Origin of the sequence: Actinoallomurus sp. CA-142502 (assembly GCF_050936355.1) — a bacterium.
GTDB lineage: Bacteria > Actinomycetota > Actinomycetes > Streptosporangiales > Streptosporangiaceae > Actinoallomurus > Actinoallomurus iriomotensis.
Genome location: NZ_JBNJMY010000001.1, coordinates 6894855 through 6913237 on the forward strand (window position 1 = coordinate 6894855; position 18383 = coordinate 6913237).

23 protein-coding genes are annotated in these 18383 nt (G+C 69.1%); 15 read left to right on the plus strand and 8 right to left on the minus strand.

All coding sequences use genetic code 11. The features are described from left to right. Positions 1–15: 15 nt before the first annotated feature. Positions 16–417, minus strand: a complete 402-nt coding sequence (locus ACQEV1_RS32485; protein WP_285623208.1) for an SRPBCC family protein — start codon at positions 415–417, stop codon at positions 16–18. 259 nt (positions 418–676) lie between these two features. Between ACQEV1_RS32485 and ACQEV1_RS32490 the strand changes: the two genes are divergently transcribed. Then, a complete protein-coding gene (locus ACQEV1_RS32490; RefSeq protein WP_433398576.1) occupies positions 677–2053 on the plus strand; it encodes a ricin-type beta-trefoil lectin domain protein in 1377 nt (458 codons plus the stop codon). A 12-nt stretch (positions 2054–2065) separates the two neighbouring features. Here ACQEV1_RS32490 and ACQEV1_RS32495 read toward each other — a convergent pair whose 3' ends face one another. The 5 genes from ACQEV1_RS32495 to ACQEV1_RS32515 all read right to left on the minus strand — a co-directional run bounded on the left by ACQEV1_RS32495 (position 2066) and on the right by ACQEV1_RS32515 (position 6308). Continuing rightward, the gene (locus ACQEV1_RS32495) at positions 2066–3178 is read right to left on the minus strand and encodes a winged helix DNA-binding domain-containing protein (protein WP_433398579.1); all 1113 of its coding nucleotides are present in this window, start codon (positions 3176–3178) and stop codon (positions 2066–2068) included. 67 nt (positions 3179–3245) lie between these two features. Continuing rightward, complete coding sequence (locus ACQEV1_RS32500) at positions 3246–3467, minus strand: ferredoxin (protein WP_285623213.1); 222 nt, start codon at positions 3465–3467, stop codon at positions 3246–3248. Between the two features lie 16 nt (positions 3468–3483). Continuing rightward, positions 3484–4692, minus strand: a complete 1209-nt coding sequence (locus ACQEV1_RS32505) for a cytochrome P450 (RefSeq protein ID WP_433398582.1) — start codon at positions 4690–4692, stop codon at positions 3484–3486. A gap of 54 nt (positions 4693–4746) precedes the next feature. Then, positions 4747–5388, minus strand: a complete 642-nt coding sequence (locus tag ACQEV1_RS32510; RefSeq protein WP_433398585.1) for a TetR/AcrR family transcriptional regulator — start codon at positions 5386–5388, stop codon at positions 4747–4749. Between the two features lie 101 nt (positions 5389–5489). Next, positions 5490–6308, minus strand: a complete 819-nt coding sequence (locus tag ACQEV1_RS32515; protein ID WP_285623219.1) for an IclR family transcriptional regulator — start codon at positions 6306–6308, stop codon at positions 5490–5492. A 105-nt stretch (positions 6309–6413) separates the two neighbouring features. On the opposite strand from ACQEV1_RS32515, the gene ACQEV1_RS32520 reads away from it, so the two are divergent. The 12 genes from ACQEV1_RS32520 to ACQEV1_RS32575 all read left to right on the plus strand — a co-directional run bounded on the left by ACQEV1_RS32520 (position 6414) and on the right by ACQEV1_RS32575 (position 15557). After that, positions 6414–7208, plus strand: a complete 795-nt coding sequence (locus ACQEV1_RS32520; RefSeq protein ID WP_285623221.1) for a 2-keto-4-pentenoate hydratase — start codon at positions 6414–6416, stop codon at positions 7206–7208. Further along, positions 7205–8128, plus strand: coding sequence for an acetaldehyde dehydrogenase (acetylating) (locus ACQEV1_RS32525; protein ID WP_285623223.1), 924 nt, complete (start codon positions 7205–7207; stop codon positions 8126–8128). Before ACQEV1_RS32520 ends, ACQEV1_RS32525 begins: the two co-directional genes overlap by 4 nt. Further along, positions 8125–9219, plus strand: coding sequence for a 4-hydroxy-2-oxovalerate aldolase (dmpG, locus tag ACQEV1_RS32530; RefSeq protein ID WP_285623225.1), 1095 nt, complete (start codon positions 8125–8127; stop codon positions 9217–9219). Before ACQEV1_RS32525 ends, dmpG begins: the two co-directional genes overlap by 4 nt. Before the next feature lie 269 nt (positions 9220–9488). Further along, positions 9489–9653: a hypothetical protein gene (locus tag ACQEV1_RS32535; protein ID WP_433398590.1), complete on the plus strand. Its 165-nt coding sequence runs from the start codon at positions 9489–9491 to the stop codon at positions 9651–9653. Positions 9654–9689: 36 nt separating this feature from the next. Beyond that, positions 9690–9911: a DUF6980 family protein gene (locus tag ACQEV1_RS32540; protein WP_433406025.1), complete on the plus strand. Its 222-nt coding sequence runs from the start codon at positions 9690–9692 to the stop codon at positions 9909–9911. Between the two features lie 246 nt (positions 9912–10157). After that, positions 10158–10709, plus strand: coding sequence for a hypothetical protein (locus tag ACQEV1_RS32545; RefSeq protein ID WP_433398593.1), 552 nt, complete (start codon positions 10158–10160; stop codon positions 10707–10709). A gap of 50 nt (positions 10710–10759) precedes the next feature. Continuing rightward, a complete protein-coding gene (locus ACQEV1_RS32550; protein WP_433398596.1) occupies positions 10760–11062 on the plus strand; it encodes an SMI1/KNR4 family protein in 303 nt (100 codons plus the stop codon). Between the two features lie 917 nt (positions 11063–11979). Continuing rightward, positions 11980–12210 (plus strand): ester cyclase, encoded by a 231-nt coding sequence (locus ACQEV1_RS32555; RefSeq protein ID WP_433398599.1) that lies wholly within the window; start codon positions 11980–11982, stop codon positions 12208–12210. Positions 12211–12413: 203 nt separating this feature from the next. Next, positions 12414–13175, plus strand: a complete 762-nt coding sequence (locus ACQEV1_RS32560; RefSeq protein ID WP_285623233.1) for a hypothetical protein — start codon at positions 12414–12416, stop codon at positions 13173–13175. Between the two features lie 89 nt (positions 13176–13264). Further along, positions 13265–13612: a hypothetical protein gene (locus ACQEV1_RS32565; RefSeq protein ID WP_433398602.1), complete on the plus strand. Its 348-nt coding sequence runs from the start codon at positions 13265–13267 to the stop codon at positions 13610–13612. 861 nt (positions 13613–14473) lie between these two features. Further along, a complete protein-coding gene (locus ACQEV1_RS32570; protein ID WP_433398605.1) occupies positions 14474–14911 on the plus strand; it encodes a hypothetical protein in 438 nt (145 codons plus the stop codon). A gap of 67 nt (positions 14912–14978) precedes the next feature. Beyond that, entirely contained in the window at positions 14979–15557 is a 579-nt protein-coding gene (locus tag ACQEV1_RS32575; protein WP_433398608.1) for a DUF3885 domain-containing protein, read from the plus strand. 95 nt (positions 15558–15652) lie between these two features. Here the strand turns inward: ACQEV1_RS32575 and ACQEV1_RS32580 are convergent, their stop codons facing one another. Further along, entirely contained in the window at positions 15653–16927 is a 1275-nt protein-coding gene (locus ACQEV1_RS32580; RefSeq protein ID WP_433398611.1) for a DUF1963 domain-containing protein, read from the minus strand. An 83-nt stretch (positions 16928–17010) separates the two neighbouring features. Between ACQEV1_RS32580 and ACQEV1_RS32585 the strand changes: the two genes are divergently transcribed. Continuing rightward, positions 17011–17457: a GNAT family N-acetyltransferase gene (locus ACQEV1_RS32585; protein ID WP_433398614.1), complete on the plus strand. Its 447-nt coding sequence runs from the start codon at positions 17011–17013 to the stop codon at positions 17455–17457. A 68-nt stretch (positions 17458–17525) separates the two neighbouring features. Here the strand turns inward: ACQEV1_RS32585 and ACQEV1_RS32590 are convergent, their stop codons facing one another. Beyond that, positions 17526–17843 (minus strand): hypothetical protein, encoded by a 318-nt coding sequence (locus ACQEV1_RS32590; RefSeq protein ID WP_285623245.1) that lies wholly within the window; start codon positions 17841–17843, stop codon positions 17526–17528. A gap of 67 nt (positions 17844–17910) precedes the next feature. Here ACQEV1_RS32590 and ACQEV1_RS32595 point away from each other — a divergent pair, with 67 nt between their 5' ends. Next, positions 17911–18345: a VOC family protein gene (locus ACQEV1_RS32595; RefSeq protein WP_285623249.1), complete on the plus strand. Its 435-nt coding sequence runs from the start codon at positions 17911–17913 to the stop codon at positions 18343–18345. Positions 18346–18383 lie beyond the last annotated feature (38 nt).

Genomic DNA, 18383 nt, shown 5'->3' on the forward strand with positions numbered 1-18383 from the left:
TGCCGCGAGGCCGGGTCACCCGCCGCCCTTTCCCACCTTCTCGGCCAGGCGGTCCAGGCTGCGGTGCAGTGCCGCCTCCACGTCCGGACCGGGCGGCGCGTGATCGGGGTCGAAGAAGGACAGGTGGACGACCACCTCGCTGGGGCCCGTGCCCATGCCGGTGACCTGGAGCCATCCGGCGTACTCATCGGTGTCGCGGGTGCCCCACTCGACCCTGAGCTGGTCCGGGTCGGCACGCAGCAGGGCACGCTCCCGGTCGACGTCCGCGCCATGGGTCACGGTCACCTCCGGCGGTTCGGCCGACTCCACGTGGACGTCACGGGGCAACCAGTCGTCCATCGCCCCCACGTCGGACGCCACCGCGAAGACCGACTCCGGAGCCGCGGCGATGCTCCGGGACGCCTCGTACTCGGTCACGGTCTCTCCCTCCTGCCGGGGCGGCGCTACGGCACGCCGCACTGACCGCTCGGCTACCCGGCCCACCCGCCCCCGACACATCCGCGCTGTCAAGCGAACGGCGACGCGGTATTGACAACATTCTTAACAGAGGACGACCATGCGATAGAGCGCTCTCTCCGCCCCGCCCCCGCCCCTGTCACGTCTCGGTGCCGCGGACTCCCCCGTCCACGGCCGGCACCGTCGCGTCCGGCAGCGGCTGCCTGAGAAGAGGTACGTCGTGATCGCGGATCCCCCTGCCATATCCGCGCGGAGACCTCGGCCAACGCGCCTTCGCCGACTCATCCTGGCCGCCGTCACGGCGGCGGCCACCCTGACCGCGACCGTCGCCGTCGCGCCGAGCTCCGGCGCGTCGATCCCCCCACCGCCCTCGGGCTGGAGCACCGTCTTCAGCGACGACTTCACCGGCGCCTCCGGCACCGGACTCAACACCGCCAACTGGCTCTATGACACCGGCACCGGCTATCCGGGCGGTGCCGGGAACTGGGGCACCGGCGAGGTCGAGACCATGACCAACAGCACGCAGAACGTCTACCAGGACGGCAATGGCGACCTGGTGATCAAGCCGCTCCGCGACGGCAGCGGCCACTGGACCTCCGGCCGGGTGGAGACCCAGCGCACCGACTTCGCCGCCCCCTCCGGCGGGAAGCTCCGCATGGAGGCCTCGATCCAGCAGCCGAACGTCTCCGGCGCGGCGGCGGCCGGCTACTGGCCGGCGTTCTGGGCGCTCGGCGCGGCCGCGCGGCCGGTCGGCGCGACGAACTGGCCGAGCATCGGCGAGATCGACGTGATGGAGGACATCAACGGACGCAGCTCGGAGTTCGCCACCCTGCACTGCGGGACGAACCCGGGCGGCCCGTGCAACGAGACCACCGGCATCGGCAGCGGTGAACGCGCCTGCGGCGGCTGCCAGGCCGGCTTCCACCAGTACGCGGTGGAGTACGACCGCAGCGTCTCCCCCGAGCAACTGCGCTACTACCTGGACGGCAACAACTTCTTCACCATCAACGCGAACCAGGTCGACGCGACGACCTGGAACAACGCCCTCCACCACGGCTTCTTCATGATCCTCAACGTGGCGATGGGCGGCGGCTTCCCGGCGGCGTTCGGCGGCGGGCCCACCGGCTCGACGCAGTCGGGCGTGCCGATGCTGGTCGACTACGTTCGGGTGCTGACGAGTGGCGGAGGCGGCACGACGCCCCCGCCGTCGGGCGGCAAGGCCATCACCGGCTACGGCGGCCTGTGCCTGGACGACCGCTCCTCCGACACGACGAACTTCAACCCCATACAGGTCTACACGTGCAACGGCACGGCGGCCCAGCAGTGGACCGTCGTGGAGGCCGGCAGCACGCTGCACGTCCTGGGCAAGTGCCTGGACATCAACGGCGGCGGCACCGCGAACGGCACGAAGGTCGACCTGTACGACTGCAACAACACCGCCGCGCAGGTCTGGATCCCCCAGTCCAACGGCTCGCTGTACAACCCGCAGTCGAACCGGTGTCTCGACGACACCGGCTGGTCCACGACGCCGGGCACCCAGGTGGAGATCTGGGACTGCACCGGCGGTGCGAACCAGGTGTGGCACCTGCCGTCCTGACCCGCGGGCGGGCTACGCCGTCCGTACCTTGACGGTGTCGAGGCCGCTCACGCGCGGGACGTGAGCGGCCTCCGACTCCAGGGCCTCGACCGGTGGTTCGCCGGCGCCCGGGAACAGCGACACGACGATCTCCTCGCCGGTCGCCTCCCAGACGCCGGCGATCCGGCCGCCCACGATGACGACCGGCGAGATCCAGCCCCCGGCGCGGCTCACCCTGGCGCGGTGCTCCGCGGGCAGCATGCGGGTGTCCGTGGTCCCCGGGCCCAGGACGTACTGGTCGAAGGCCCCCAGGAGCCGCACCGACCGGCTGGGCGCGGAGTCGGCGAGTTCACCGGCGTGTTCGGTGAGGACGTACGCCGGCCGGCCGTCGACCTCCACCTCGGTGAGCCGCTCGCCCATCTCCGCGAACCACCGGCGCACGACCGTTCTGCGCAGGCTGCCCCGCGTCAGCCAGGCGTCGAACACCTCCGGTGTGGCCGGTCCGTAGGCGCCCAGGTACGCCGCGATGGCGACGGGCGCGGCCGCTTCGGGCTCCGGCAGCCCGTCCCACCCGGGGATGAGACGGGCGGGGCTCGTGAAGGTGACGTTGCCGCTCCGGACGGGGCCGTGGCACAGGGCGCCCTGCCACGCCAGCGGCTTGAGGAGCGCGCCCCAGCCGGACCGCAGTTGCTCCTCCATCCCCGTGAACCGTTGGTCGGCCACCAGGGCGGTGACGAGTTCGTCGCGGGTCAGCGCCGCACCGTCGAGGATCGCCGGGACCGCTTCGGCGAGCTCGCCGACCTCCTGCGGCGTCGCGCCGAACGTCCGCTGCCAGGCCGGTTTCTCCCAGACGCGGGCCGAGGCGACCAGTGACAGGAAAGCGCCCAGCTCGGCGGGCCGGAGCAGGTGCAGGGTGCCGCGCATCGCCCAGGTCTTCACCAGCGACCGGTCGGCGAGGCGGCGCTTCACCTCGCCGATCCTCGGCGTCGCCTGCCGGAGCCCGACGGCCGTCTCCGCGGCCGAGGCGACCTGCGCCTGAACGCCGCACAACCTCCCGGCCACGTCGACCGCGCCCGTGTCACCACGGGGATCGACGAACTGCCTCCGCATCCGCCAGGCGAACACCTGGCCGGCGGTGACCTTCACACCGTCTCCTTCACGCCGTGGTGGCTGATGTCGATGAGACAGTATGTGGGCTTCGGAGGCGGGCCGGTCACTCCTCGGGGGCCAGGGTCCTGCCGGTCTCCTTGTCGCGGATGGTGATGGCCTCGACCGGGCACGACTCGGCGGCGTCGAGCGCCGGCTCGGCCGGGTCGGTCTCCGGGCGCAGGGGGTGGGAGACACCGTCGACGACCTTGAAGTGGTCCGGGGCGGTGCCGGCGCAGATCCCCGAGCCGATGCAGGTCCCCGCGTCCACCTCGATCTCCCAGGTCATGAGTCCTCCTTCGTGCTCATGGGCGGTCCCAGGTGATCGGCAGTCGCGCCGGTCCTCGGGTGGCCGTTCCCGTCTTCCAGACGATGTCCTGTTCGGTGCCGGCGAACCGCAAACCCGGAAGGCGTTGCACCAGCGCGCCGAGGGCGACCTGGAGCTCCATCCGGGCCAGCTGGGCGCCCAGGCAGTGGTGCGGGCCGTGCCCGAAACCGACGTGGGACGCCTCCCGGCGGTGCAGGTCGAGGGTGTCGGGGTCCGCGTAGATCGACTCGTCGCGGTTCGCCGACTGCAGGGCGACCACGACGGGCTCGCCGGCCCGTACCGTCACGCCGCCAAGCTCGACGTCCTCGAGCGCGTAGCGCGCGCTGCCCGCGCCGCCGCCCAGGGGCACGTAGCGCATGAGCTCCTCCACCGCCTGCGGTATCAGCCCGGGATCGGCGCGTACGGCGGCGAGCTGTTCGGGGTGGGTCAGCAGCGTGTAGACGAAGTTGGGGATCTGGGAGGCCGTCGTCTCGTGCCCGGCGACCAGGATCCCCTCGGCCATCGCCAGGAGCTCCTCCTCCGACAGCCGGTCCTGCTCGTCGCGCGCCGTGACGAGCGCGCCGATCAGGTCGTCTCGCGGCTCCTCGCGGTGCTCGGCGATCAGACCCGCCATGTACTCCCGCATCCGGCCGACGTACTCGGTGACCTGTTCCGGCGTGAACCTGGTGGTGGACAGGAACGCGTCGGACCACAGGCGGAAGTCGACCCGGTCCTCGACCGGCACCCCGAGCAGCTCGCAGATGACGGTGATCGGCAGCGGTAGCGCGAAGTCCTCGACCAGCTCGGCGGGCGGGCCCTGGGCCATCATGCGGTCGATGAGCTGGTCGGCGATCTGCTGGGCGCGGGGCCGCAGCCCCTCGACGCGCCGGGCGGTGAACGCCTTGGCCACCAGCCTGCGCAGCCGGCTGTGCTCGGGTGGGTCATGGCGCAGCAGGCTGCCCGGCGATCCCACGTGGTACCGGGTCCGGGGTTCGTCCCGGTCGTTGGCGGCGGCCCGGCTGAACCGCGGGTCGCCGAGGACGACCTTGGCGTCCTCGTAGCGGGTGACCAGCCAGGCGGGCTCGCCGTACGGCAGGCGTACGCGACGGAGCGACTGTTCCCTGCGCAGCTCGGCGAACTCCGGATCGATGCTGAGGCGGTCGGGCTCACCGAAGATCTCGGACCAGGACCTTGCCGTCGTCGTCATCACCAACTCCTCCGTGTCGTGTACACCTTGGGCGGGCGGGTTCCTTCGAGGCCGTCAGCCCGGTCGTTCGCGCAGCGCGGGCCCGAGCAGGTGGCAGATCGCGTCCGTGAGCAGGTCGAACGGGTCGTCGGTCGCCAGCGGCCAGCCACCGGCGATCCAGATCGACAGGAACGACTCCACCTGAAGCACGGCCATCAGGGCTCGCTGCCGGGCCTCCGCGGGCGGCGTGTCCGGCCAGTGACGGGGGTCGGCCAGCAACGCCACGTAGCGCTCGTGCGCGGCGAGGGAACGGTCGCGGGCACCGCCGGGGTCGCCGACCGCCGTGGACCCCGCCGCCGCCAGCACCCTGATCACCGGCGCCATCTCGCGCCAGCCCGCCGCGGCCTCGTGCAGCCACGCGCGGACCTCCTCGCGCGACCACTCCTCGCGGGCGGCCAGGGAGGCGCACACGCCGTCGGCGACCTCGTACACGCGCGCGACGAGCGCCCTCAGGATCTCCACCTTGCCGGGGAAGTAGGCGTACACCGTCGCCCGGGTGACCTTCGCCGCCCTGGCGATGTCATCCATCGTCGCCTCGACGAAGGACTTGTCGCCGAACACCGCCACGGCCCCGTCGAGGATCCGGTCGCGAGTCGGCTTCTTACGCACGTCGGACTGGGTTGGTGAACCGCTGTAAAGGCCGGTGTCATGCCCCATGCGATGACCATAGAAGCCGGATCGTCGCTATACAAGATGTATAAACACCGAGGTCACCGCACTGGATCCACGGGCCGTGGCCGGTGCCGCCCATCGTCCCGTCAGGGACCGATTCCGGCCATCTGTAACCCGCGCTCAGCCCGTACGTGGCCGGTCGACGGTGTCCGGGGACGGTCCCGGTGGCCGAGCGTGCGGGAAAGGGCGAGCGCCGCGGTGTGCACGGCCGGGGCCACTCCGGCCGGGCGCATCCGGTTGACCCAGCCCGACACCGACAGGGCGCCCAGCACCTCGCCGTCCGGGCCGAGCACCGGGCTGGCGGCGCAGACGATGCCGCGGCCGGACTCCTCGTAGTCGTAGGCGACACCGTCGCGGCGGATCCCGGCGAGCTCCCGGGCGAGCAGGCCGGGAGCGATCACGCTGCGCTCGCTGAGCCTGGCGAGCTCCCCGTCCAGCACCGCGCGCGTCACCGGCGGTGGGGAGTAGGCCAGGATCGCCTTGCCCACTCCGGTCGCGTGCGCGGGCAGCCGGCCGCCCACCCGGGACGGCATCACGGGACCGCCGGGCGTGCCGAGGATCTCCACGTAGACGACCTCGTTGCCCTCCAGCACGGCGAGGTGCACCGTCTGCCGGGTCGCCTCCCGCAGGTCCGTCATGTACGGCAGGGCGGCGTCGCGCAGCACGCGCTGCCGGGGCACCCGCTGCCCGATCTCGAACAGCCGCAGCCCCAGCCGCATCGCGGAGCCCTGCCGTTCGAGCAGGCCCTCCTCGGCGAGGGCGACGGTGATCCGGTGCACGGTCGACTTGGGCAGACCGGTACGCCGGGCCAGCTCGGCGGCACCGACCTCGCCGTCCTCGGCCCGGAAGGCACCCAATACGGCCACCACCCGACGGAGGTACGAATCGTCCGGAATCTCAGGCATACCCATCACTGTAGGAGTCGCGTCCCATGAGGTGGGACGCATCCTTTGGCCGAAGCGGACCTCGGAAACCAGGATTGAGCTGCGAAAAGGACGAGAGGAACGATCATGGACCCGGGCTCCGCGGAGAAAGCCGCCGCCGAACTGCTGACCGCCTACGACACCGGCGAGGCGATCCAGCCGCTCACCAGAACATTTCCGGACCTGTCGCTGGAGGACGCCTACGGGATCCAGCGGATCCAGGTCGACCGGTGGCTGCGCGACGGTGCCGTGATCAAGGGCCACAAGGTCGGCCTGACCTCGGCGGCGATGCAGCGCCAGCTCGGCGTGGACCAGCCGGACTACGGCCACCTCGTGGACTCGATGTTCCACACCGACAGCGCTCCGATCGACGCCGGCCGGTTCCTCCAGCCGAGGATCGAGCCGGAGATCGCCTTCGTGCTGGGCAGGCCGCTGGCCGGGCCCGGCGTGACGGCCGCCCAGGCGATCGCGGCGGTGGACTTCCTGCTGCCCGCCCTGGAGATCATCGATTCCCGGATCGCGGACTGGAAGATCACCCTGGCCGACACGATCGCCGACAACGCCTCCTCCGGCGGCGTAGTGCTCGGCACCCGGCCGACCAGGCTGGACGCCGTGGACCTGGTCACGGCCGGCTGCCTCCTGCACCGGAACGGCGAGCTCGTGCAGACGGGGGCGGGCGGGGCCGTGCTCGGCAGCCCGCTCAACGCGTTGATCTGGCTGGCCAACACGCTCGGCGCGCTCGGGGTCACCCTCGAGGCCGGCCACGTCGTGCTGCCCGGCTCGATCACCGCGGCCGTCGACGTCGCGGCGGGCGACATCGTCACCGCCACGTTCGCCGGCCTCGGCAGCGTCACCGCCGACTTCCGGCAGGTGACCGCGTGAGCGGCGGGAAGAAGCTGAGCGCCGCGATCGTCGGCCCGGGGAACATCGGCACCGACCTGCTCGTCAAGCTGCTCCGCAGCGATCTGCTCGAGGTCCACTCGATGGTCGGCGTCGATCCGGCGTCCGACGGGCTGGCCCGCGCCCGTGCCCGCGGCGTCGAGGCCTCGGCCGGCGGGGTGGACTGGCTACTGGCCCAGGACACGCTGCCGGACCTGGTCTTCGAGGCCACGTCGGCCAAGGCGCACCTGGCCAACGCCCCGCGCTACGCCGAAGCCGGCATCAAGGCCATCGACCTGACTCCCGCCGCCGCGGGGCCGTTCGTCTGCCCGCCGGTGAACCTGGAGACGCTGGCCGACGCGCCGAACCTCAACATGATCACCTGTGGAGGCCAGGCGACCATCCCGATCGTGCACGCCGTGTCGAGCGTGACCCCGGTGTCGTACGCCGAGATCGTCGCCTCCATCGCCTCCCGGTCGGCCGGCCCCGGCACCCGGGCCAACATCGACGAGTTCACCGAGACGACGTCGCACGCGATCGAGCAGGTCGGCGGCGCCGCCAAGGGCAAGGCCATCATCATCCTCAACCCCGTCGACCCGCCGATGATCATGCGGGACACGGTGTTCTGCGCGATCCCCGCCGACGCCGACACCGAGGCCATCAGCGCGTCGGTCCACCGCATGGTGGCCCGGGTCGGCGAGTACGTCCCCGGCTACACCCTTCGCGCCGAGCCGCAGTTCGACGGGCCGCGCGACATCTGGAACGGCAACGCGCGGGTGGCGGTGTTCCTGGAGGTCCGGGGCAACGGTGACTACCTGCCGCCGTGGGCCGGCAACCTCGACATCATGACCGCCGCGGCCGCCCGGGTGGGCGAGCAGCTGGCGCTGGAGAAGGCGACCGCCGAAGTGGAGGAGGCCCGATGAACGACGGCGGCCACGTGGCCAACGAACGCAGGACCAAGGTGGCGGCCGCGGAGGGCCGTACCCCCGCGAAGATCAGGATCACCGACTCCACGTTGCGGGACGGCAGCCACGCGATGGCGCACCGGTTCACCGAGGAGCAGGTCCGCGGTGTCGTGCACGCCCTGGACGGCGCCGGGGTGGAGGTCATCGAGGTCACGCACGGCGACGGGCTCGGCGGGTCGTCCTTCAACTACGGGTTCTCGCTGGAGGACGACATCAAGCTGGTCGCCGCCGCGGTGGACGAGGCGGCGAACGCGAAGATCGCCGTACTGCTGCTGCCCGGCCTGGGCACGGTGGAGGACCTCAAGCGGGCGCACGCCGCCGGCGCGTCGGTGGCCCGGATCGCCACCCACTGCACCGAGGCGGACGTCTCGTTGCAGCACTTCGCCGCGGCCCGCGAGCTGGGCATGGAGACCGTGGGCTTCCTGATGCTGTCGCACCGCGTCGGCCCGGAGCAGCTCGCCGCGCAGGCCCGGATCATGGTGGACGGCGGCGCGCAGTGCGTCTACGTCGTGGACTCGGCCGGTGCCCTCGTGCTCGGCGACGCGCAGGCGCGGGTCGCCGCCCTGGTCGACGAGATCGGCGACGAGGCCCAGGTCGGCTTCCACGGGCACCAGAACCTCTCTCTCGGCGTGGCCAACTCGGTGCTGGCCACGCAGAACGGCGCCCTGCAGATCGACGGCGCGCTGTGCGCGCTCGGCGCGGGGGCGGGCAACTCGCCCACCGAGGTGCTGGTCGCCACGTTCGAACGGCTCGGCGTCCCCACCGGCGTGGACGTCCAGGGCGCGCTGGCCGCCGCCGAGGACGTGGTCAAGCCGTTCCTGCACCGGCTGCCGTTCGCCGACCGCGGCGCGATCACCCAGGGCTACGCGGGCGTGTACTCCAGCTTCCTGCTGCACGCCGAGCGCGCGGCCGAACGCTACGACGTGCCCGCCCACGAGATCCTGCAGCGCGTCGGCGAGGCCGGCTACGTCGGCGGACAGGAGGACATGATCATCGACGTCGCCCTCCAGCTCGTCGCCGAACGCGACCGCGCGGACGCCACCGTCTGAGTCTCAACCGCCGTACGGCCAGTCGATGTAGCGGTAGTCGGCCGGGTCGCGGTCGATGAGCGGGGCGTTGCGGACCGCGCGGAACAGCCCGTCGCAGTGCCACAGCTCGCCCCAGGTGCGGGCGGTGCGCTGGACCCGCGCGGTGCGTACCGTCCCGGCATCGAGACCGCGATCGTGTCGCTGGCCTCACCGGACGTGCAGTCGGTGCTCGACCCGCGGCAGGCGGCCGAGCTTGCGCGGGACTTCTCGGTGGACACCCGTACGAGACGATGGACGAGGCGGTCGCCTGGTTCACCGCGTGCCCGCTCAGCCGGAGCGACCACACCAAGATCGGCGCCGGCAACACGCGACGTCTCTTCGACCTTTGGTTGAAACTGATACTCATGACCCGGCACTGCTGCGAAACGATGACGCGCCAGGTGAACCGGCACTGAGATCACCACGATGACCCGTTCGACTGCCCGGACGCGATCGTACGGTTCAGCGCCAGGTTCCAGGAGTACGGGCTGACCATCCATGACGGTGGCACGTCGAGCATCGGGATCGACTTCTGTCCGTGGTGCGGGCAGCGGCTGCCCACGTCGCAACGGGACCGCTGGTTCGCGGAGATGGAAAGACGCGGGATCGATCCGTGGGAAGGCGAAATTCCCGCCGAATTCCAGGACGATCGCTGGCTCCATCGGAACGAGTGAAGGTCGAAGCCTTGGGAAGCGCAGGGGTCTCGGCCGTCATAGACGCCGACCTGGGCATGCATGTGTCCGCGCGCGACCGCTGTTGGCCCCTGATCACCGTGGCTAATGGCACGCTGATGGCAAAGCTGAGACCGCCTGTCTGGCTCCGGTGGCGAGCTCTGCCAGGTGCTCACGTTCGAGTTCGGCCACATGTCCGACGGTCTCTAGAGTCCAACCGTGTCAGATAGCTCTGATATCCGTGGCTCTATGAGTGACGAGGAGATCATCGCCAGGATCAGAGTGCAGAGCTCAGACCTGCCGCCTCCGGCGCCTCCCGAGGCCGTTGCCGAGGTTGAGGCAGTGGTCGGTCATCCGATGCCGGTTCTGCTCAAGCGGATCTACCTCGAGGTTGCCGATGGAGGATTCGGCCGCTGGGGAGAAGCGCTGTCTCTGACCGTCCCGTACGAGTTCAGTGACAGCCCCATCCTCGTTGAGTCATACCTGGGCTGGCTCGAAGGAGGGCCTGAACGCGGGTTCGTTCACCCGCCGTCCGTGGTGCCGTTGCTGACGTGGGGCTGCGCGATTTGGTCCATGGTCGACTACAGCACTCCGGAAGGGCGGATGTGGGGCTGGGATCCCAACGGGCGCAGTCTGCGACATGCCCTTTTCCCCGAGGACCGCACGCTGGCCGAACGGCTCACTGGCTGGCTCGACGGAAACGACGAAGACTTCCCACAACCGTCTGATGACGGCAAGGTCTTCGCACCTGTCGGGATAACGGACCCCAGGCGTGGGGAACTTGACCGTCGCGGGCACTGACCTGGGTTCCTACGCTGCGTGGGCATCGTTCCGGTGGCGCTGACGAACAGGTGGATTGGGAAGCCGTCGAGGCCCAGCCGGGTACCCGTCTGCCGGCTGACTACCGTGCATTCATGACGGTCTCCGGCGGTGGAAGCATCGCCGGCCTAGTGAGCATTGAGCTGCCGCTGGCGCCTGACGACTTCCCGCGTTGGAAGGGAACGATCGCTCAGGAGACCACCACTGGGAACAGTACGGCGGGATATCAGGCGTTGAACTGGGCGCTGATGCCGTACTTGCCTGGGGAGTCGGCTGTCCCAACAGGTGGACGTCTCCCTGGGGGGAAACGTCGAGCCTTTCGTGCACTGGCGTGAACAGGAACGTCGCTTCGAAGCGGGCCTGGACCCGATCACAGGCGAACCCGTCCCGTACGCAGGCATGTTCGCCTAACGGAAATTCAGTCCGCGTCACCAGCCTGGGAAGTCGGCACGCTCACCGGTGATGACCCGCGGCATTGCCGACCTAGGTCTTTCCGGCGATCTTCCCGTAAGCGGCCGTACCGAGCCTGCGGAAATGCGCGCGGCAACCCTCGGTGCCGAAGCTGGGGTGGTACCGGTCCGCGTCCGCCTCACCCCTGTGCGCGGCTTCTGACTTACCGCATCGGCGGCTGGTGGGGAATTCCGCGGGCCATTAGCCTGGGATTCAACGGGCTGCGCCGCCCGTCCGCCGTTCGGAATGGGTGAACCGGATGTGAACCTCACCGTTAAAGGCGATATTGCTAATGGCATCGCTGGCGAGCGCCGCATTGGCCGCGTGTGGCTCTGAGTCGGGGAACACGCATTGCGGGCAGCCATTGGTATCCGTACGCGTGAAAGATCAGACGTACGTGGCCGCGGGCTGTGCGGCGCAGTATGTCTGGCTCGGGTCGGTGTCGGTGACGGCGGGATCCACCTTCACGGCGCAGGTGCCGCAGAGAGGCTATCCGCTGCCGATTTCGGCCGATGACTCCGTCATCACGGTGGTGTCCAACAGTGGGCGGAAGGAGACATTCCACGCTGTCCGCCGGCGGCTCGTCGTCCCCTTCTCCGCGTTGAGGTCACTACGTAACTCCGCTTAAGCCAGACCCTGCGGACCGGGAGTAGGGCAACTCCGTTATCTGAGGACCGGAAGCGGCGCGTCAGCTGATCGCCCCGACCCTGGACGGCACGTGGCCACCCGCAGCGATCGTCACGGCCTTAGAGCCTGTTGATGAAGGGGAGCGATACTGAGACGGCCGACTATTGTCCGGAACATGTCTGATCACACGATCGAGAAGCTGGTGGTCGACGGCCCCGACGTGTGGGCGCTGTACACGATGGAGGGCACGCACCGCGGGGCGCTGCGCGGCGTCGAGCCGACCGGGCGGAAGGTGCGGTACTCGATCGTGGCGATGTACCAGGTAGACGGTGAGCAGATCACCGAGGCCGACTTCGTCTCGGACGACCTGCGCATGATGCGCCAGCTGGGCGCGATACCCTCCTAACTCTCTACGCAGGAACCCGCCAGGCCGGGTGAGCCGCGCGACGGTGCTGGACGGACTGTCCGCCGTCTTCCCGAGTCTGCGGCCGGCCGGGTCATCAGGAGCCTGAGGCGATGCCTTGACCTCCGTGTGAGCCTGGGGCCGGCCCGCTAGGATGACAATCTTCGGCTGGCGTAAAGCCCCCGGAGTCCTGAAGGCGAACGCCAATGACGAACCTCGATCGGACGCACGCACGACTTCGCCTCGACGCCGCGCTGGATGGCATGGCCGCCACTTTTGGTGGGATGACCGCCCGTCCCGACGAGCACAATTGTGAGTGCCACTGGGGCAGCGCAGAAGACCTCGCCCGCCTGAAGATCCCAGATGTGGAGCTGAGCCCTGACCTCCTCGGGCGAACGTGGCGGGCTCCCGGCTGGAACGACCACGGAGCGGTGCTGCGCCGCATCCTGCCCCAACTCGTGACGGCTCTCGTCAGCGGCCGTGTGGAGCCTCTTTTCGGCCTGGAGGAAGTCGGCCAATCGTTTGCCCACGGTCAGTGGCAGAAATGGCCTGCCGAGCAGGCTGCGGCGGTGCAGGAATTTCTCCTGGCCTGGTGGGCGTACAGCCTCGCTACCCCCAAAACCCCCGTGCCCGCGTACGAGGTCCTGGCGCTGTGCGCGGAGGCCTCCAGAACGCTCAGCCCCTGGCTTGCCTTTTGGGAGGCGCTGGCCAACCCCGTGGCCGACCAGCATCTGGCCGAAGCCGTGGCCCACTGGCAGTACGACCTGCTGCTAGACGACCTCCCTTGGGACGCTTGGATCAACAAGGAAGACATGTGTGACGTGCTGACCGCCTGGCTGATTCGTCACGCCCCCGCACGTCTCCGGTCTCACGGCGCGCCTGAGGAGTTGCTTCACCGGGTGCGGCTTCTCAGCCTCGACGCGCCCGCGCGTTGGGAGGACCCGCACTGGCCCTACCCCCCAGCCTGAGCCTCATGCGTGTGCCCGGGAGTGACCGCCGTTGACAGTTGTTCACCGGGGCTAATGGCACGTTAATGGCACGATGGCAGACTGACTGCGTGGATCGAACGACCCTCGTGGAACTGCTGGATCCCCGCTGGGCGACGGACTCCGCCTGTCGGCAGGCGCTCCTCGGCGGAGCTCCCTTCAACTTTTCCGAGCACGAGCCCACCCCGGTAGACGACTTGGTGGCCACCTACCGGGTGCGCGAACGCACGACCACCGAAGCGGGCATCTCTACCCCTGGTTTCGCTGAGGCCCTGCTACGCCTCCAGACCAGTGGTCTGGAGAAGGTCCGGATCGGCTCTGTCAACGACCTCGACCACCGCCGCAGCTTCGTTTGCTTCGTGGCCGCGGATGGCTCCCGAATCGTGTCCTGTATCGGCGTCAGCCAACGATGCGGGTAGACCACCCGCAACACGCGCCCGCTCTCGCCCCCGCCGGAGGCATTTAAGCGCTCAGCCCCTGGCCGTTGGGATGAGTAGAGTGTGGGCAGTTCCGCCTGTTGCCTTCGAAAAGAGTGCCGATGCCGCGGAGGCGGCCTCGTAAGCTTCGGCGGTTGGCTCGTCACCGTCCTGGTTGGCACGACGTTCCCCACGTTCCTGGTCTCCCTGGCTTCGTTCAGCAAGAGGTACACCAGGTCGAGTTGCGGTCGGCTTCGGATTGGGCGCGCTTCGGTCTGTGGCCGGGGGTGGTCGTCGATGCTCTTGCTGGGTGGTCCCGGACGTCTCGTTCGCCGGCGGCCCTTGAGTTTCATCCATGTGGTTGCTGCGGTCGTTCGAGCCGTCAGATCCTCCAAGAGGTCATGGATCTGTTGTCCGCTCCGTCCGCGCGCGCTTTGGAAGCGCTTGTCGGGCCGCTTGATGAGGCGTTTCTACGCCGGACTTTGCCGGACCCGCTGGCGCCTTACGATCGGCCGTGGTGGCAGCGGCGATGCGAACAACAGGCGGGACGTGCGACTTCGTGAGCCACCCGCTCCGGCACGGCCGAAGCGGGCGGCCTGCGGCGGCGCGCAGCGTCGCCGCAGGACTTTCAAGAGGCCACCGCCAGGTCGTTCGACGCTCACTGCGAGGGCCCGTCCGAGTCATGGATTCCGCCGAACCTCACCGCTCCGGTCCTGGCCGCGAGGAACACCGGCCTTCGCCGCTTCTTCCCCTTCACCGCTCATGAGAATCTCCACTTCGGCCTCCGGAGCCTCGCGAGCGGTCGGCCGACCGCATCAGGTGCTCGGGGATGACATGGCCTGGGACGGCAGGCAGGATGCGGCGGTGAGCATCATCGTCGAGTTCTTTGTCGCGCCGGACGATGCGGCTGCGGCCGGTGTGTTGGATGCCGGACCGGAGGGTGTCTTCGAGTCGGTGCCGTTCGGTAACTTCGTCGCCGGTACGGCTGTGATCGAGTGGGAGAGCATTCTGACCGGCCGTGCCTCCGCCGACCTTGTCGCGCTCGGTATGCCGCGCATCGTCGCCTATGCACGGGACGGTGGCTTGAGCCTGGTCTTCGCGTTCTCCTCTGCCCTTCGCTCCGAGTTGGCTGCGGCCGATGACGCCCGGCTCGACCGTGTTGCCTCGGAATGGGTTCGGCGAGATGCCGTCGACGGCGATGCGTTCGACCCGGAGATGGCGCGGATCATCCTCGATGATGTCGCCGGCTTGGCACGGCTGGCCGAACAGGACGATCACGAGGTGTACTGCCGGCCGGCATGACCTTCGACGCAGGTGCCTGGTCGGCGAGGTAATAGCCTGCGGGCGTCCATGAAGGCTTGGAGATGCCTTGGATCAGAAGCGGTTCGATGCGCTGACGGCGCTGTGGAGCGACCGGTGGGGTGGGGCACCGTCCGCCTACGAGCTGAAAGATCGATTTCGGGACAGGTGGGTGAGGTTCCACAGCCTTCCCGGCTCGAAGCGGTATCCCGACACCGAAGAGCAGCTTGGCGTCGTGCTCGGACGGCACCACACCATCCTTCAGGAACTCGGCACCGCAGAAGGCCTGTATGTCATCGCCGACTCCTACCACGGGCCCGAGTGGCGCTGGCGGCCGGACAGCAGCAAGCACCCGGACGCGGTGCTGTGGTACACGCTGACGTCAGAAGACGGCACAGAGCTTGAGCCTGCGACGGAGATCGAACTCCGCGCGAGTTGGATGCCCTACGAGCCGGCCCTGCTGGATCCACTCTTGCGGGCCGTCGCGGACGACCAGCTCGGCTTCGTGATCCTCGCTCCGAGTGATCTGCGCTGGCTGTATCACCCCTACGACGGCGGCGCAGACCTCATCACCTCCACGGTCCAAGAACGGGATGCGTTCGAACAGCGACACAGTGCCTGGCTGTCGAGCCATCCATTGGGGCTCTAGCCCGGCTGCTCAAGACACAAGGTCGTGCATCGTGACCGTGATCGGGCACGCGCGCAGCCGGGCTGAACCTCTGACCTCCTGCGCCGGTCATTCCATCAGTCGCGCTGCCAGGTGAAGAGCGCCGCATCGAATCTGCGGGTCGCCAGGTCATGTGGGCGCATCAACCAGTACAGGCATCCGGCGCCGCCCCATCTCATTCCGGCCTGCTCGTCGCTGTCGAACTGAGCGAGCAGGGTCCAGCGCAGGGCCTCTTCATGCAAAGCCGGGTTACCGTAAGGCACGGCACCGTCGAGCCGGGTATGAGCGACGTCGAGTTCGACCGCCTCCTGGATCGGGTCGGCATGACCACTGATGCGATGCCGCCCCGGAGCCTTGGGCATCAGGTCCCACAAAGCCTCCCCGAACGACTTCTGGTTCGAGGAGTCGCTCATGAACGCGTGGATGTCGTCGTCCAAATGAGCGATCGCTTCCCTGAAAACGGGGCTGTCCCAGGCAGGCCCGGTGGTGAACAGCTCTCCCGCCAACTCGACAAGAGAATACGGTTCGATACCAGCCGGACCATTGCGCTCACTCACCGGCGTGCCGGCCGGTATGTACACCACACGTGCCGCGGCACGGTTCTCCGGGTCTCCTCGAACCGTTGGCGGCCATCCGGAATACGGATCGCTGCCGACTTGACCATCCGCGCAGAAGAACAACAGCGTGCCGGTGCGTGGCATGGACAGTGTGCTCGACGGCAGCTGACCGCAGTCGATCTCGGCGACGAAGGCCAACGGCCCATAGCCGTCCCAGTGCGGCCAGGCGAACCCGTCCGGAAGAACAGGAACACCGCCGAGCTGGCCGACGAGAGGCTCATCCTCATCTGCTGCCCTGAGGTGAAGGCTCGGACGCAGGAGACCGACCCACTGATCGGCAACTGCGGGAGGAAGCTCACGTCGCGCAAGCCGCACCAACGATGCGTGCCCTATCGCCATGCGCGTGATGCTCTCATGGCCCGAAGGCGGCAAGGCGTGCGGAGGGGCCTTGACCCCGAACTTCGGACACGGGTTCATCCGGCCAGGGACAGCGTGGTCGACTTCGCGATCAAGGTGTTCTCGTAGTCGATCGGGGACATCTGCCCGCGGTGGGAGTGGCGGCGGCGGGTGTTGTGGCGGTGTGCCCAGCCGAACACGGCCGGCGGCGACCCGCGGGGCGCCGTAGGTGCCGGACGAGTCGGTGTGGATCTCGCGGATCTGCTCGGCCAGAGCGACATCGGCCGCCTCGCGCGCGGCCGGGCCGGTGCGGTGTTCACTCAGTGGTAGAAGCTGACGCTCCTGCGGCAGCGCCGCGGGGGCAAGTCCCGAGAGAGTGATCAGGCGGGCAACGATCACACGGAGGGTACGCGGAACGGGGCCCCGCCTACGGGCCCGAAAAGATGAAGAGATCCGCTCCGGTCTTTGGCAGAGTGCCGGGTGTGACGAACAGCGCCGAGGATGTCCTTATCGAGACAGGGGCCGGTGATCACGCGCTGTCGGCGCGGCTCAACCAGGAACTCCATGATTACAACGTGCAGGTGACCGGTGCGGACGACCAGGCTGAGCTCTCCGTGCGGGCCGTTGATGCCGACGGTGAGCTGGTCGGCGGGCTGACCGGCTGGACATGGGCCGGCTGCGGCGGCGTAGAACTGCTGTGGGTCCGCGCCGACCGTCGCGGTGAGTCCTGGGGGCGGGCGCTGATGGGCGCGGCGGAGACCGAGGCCCGGCGGCGGGGCTGCACGCAGATGATCGTCTCCACGCTGTCGTTCCAAGCTCCCGGCTTCTATCGCAGCCTCGGATACGTCGAGACCGGCCGTACGGAGGGACACCCGATCGGCCACGCCGACCTGCACTTCACCAAGCAACTCGGGCCCGCCGTCGACTGACGGCACCTCAACCACCCACTCAGCTCGGCTCCCGCGGTGCAGCCGCTCGGAGCCGGTGGCGGTTTCGTCTAGAGGCGGATGAGGTCTTCGCGGCTCCCGGGGTCGGTGGCGGTGCCGTAGCGGACGATCGCGTAGGCCGGCCTGATGGTGGAGTCGCGGAGGGCGGGCTCCATCGCTGTGAAGAGGTCGCCTGCGTGAGGGCCGTAGGCGTAGAGCACGGCTTCGCCTCCGCCGAACTCATTGCCGTCGAACTCTCCGGCGTCCGCGTCCTCGATCGCGGCGGCCAGTGTTCGCTGAAGGGCGTAGACGGCGGCGCGTTCATCCTCGGACCCGTACCTGTCGTCACCGAGCTTGAGATGGACGATGACTGCGTGTTCGCCGACCATGATGCTCCCTTGGCCATTGGGCCGTTCCGCGCCCGTTCCGTGCTGATCGCGACCCTATGATGGCCCGATGGCGTCGGTTAAGCAGGTCCAGGTCACCTTCGACTGCGCGGAACCTGAGCGCTTGGCTCGCTTCTGGTGCGAGGTGTTGGGGTACGTCGTACCGCCGCCGCCGGAGGGGTTCGCCACGTGGGACGAATACGATCGCACGCTGCCGCCTGAGCGTCAGGGTGCGGCGTTCGCATGCATGGATCCCTCAGGGGTGGGCCCGCGGCTGTTCTTCCAGCGCGTTCCCGAAGGCAAGGTCGTCAAGAATCGGGTGCATCTCGACGTGCGGGTCGGCACCGGGCTCGTGGGTGAGGAACGCCTGGCCGCGCTCGAGGCCGAATGCGCACGGCTGGTCGCGCTCGGCGCGGTACGCGTGCGACTGTTGCGGGCGGACGAGTACAACGAGTCGTGCCTCGTGATGCAGGACATCGAGGGCAACGAGTTCGATCTCGACTGATGACGATGCGGCCGCGTCGCTGCGGATGGGCCCGGAAG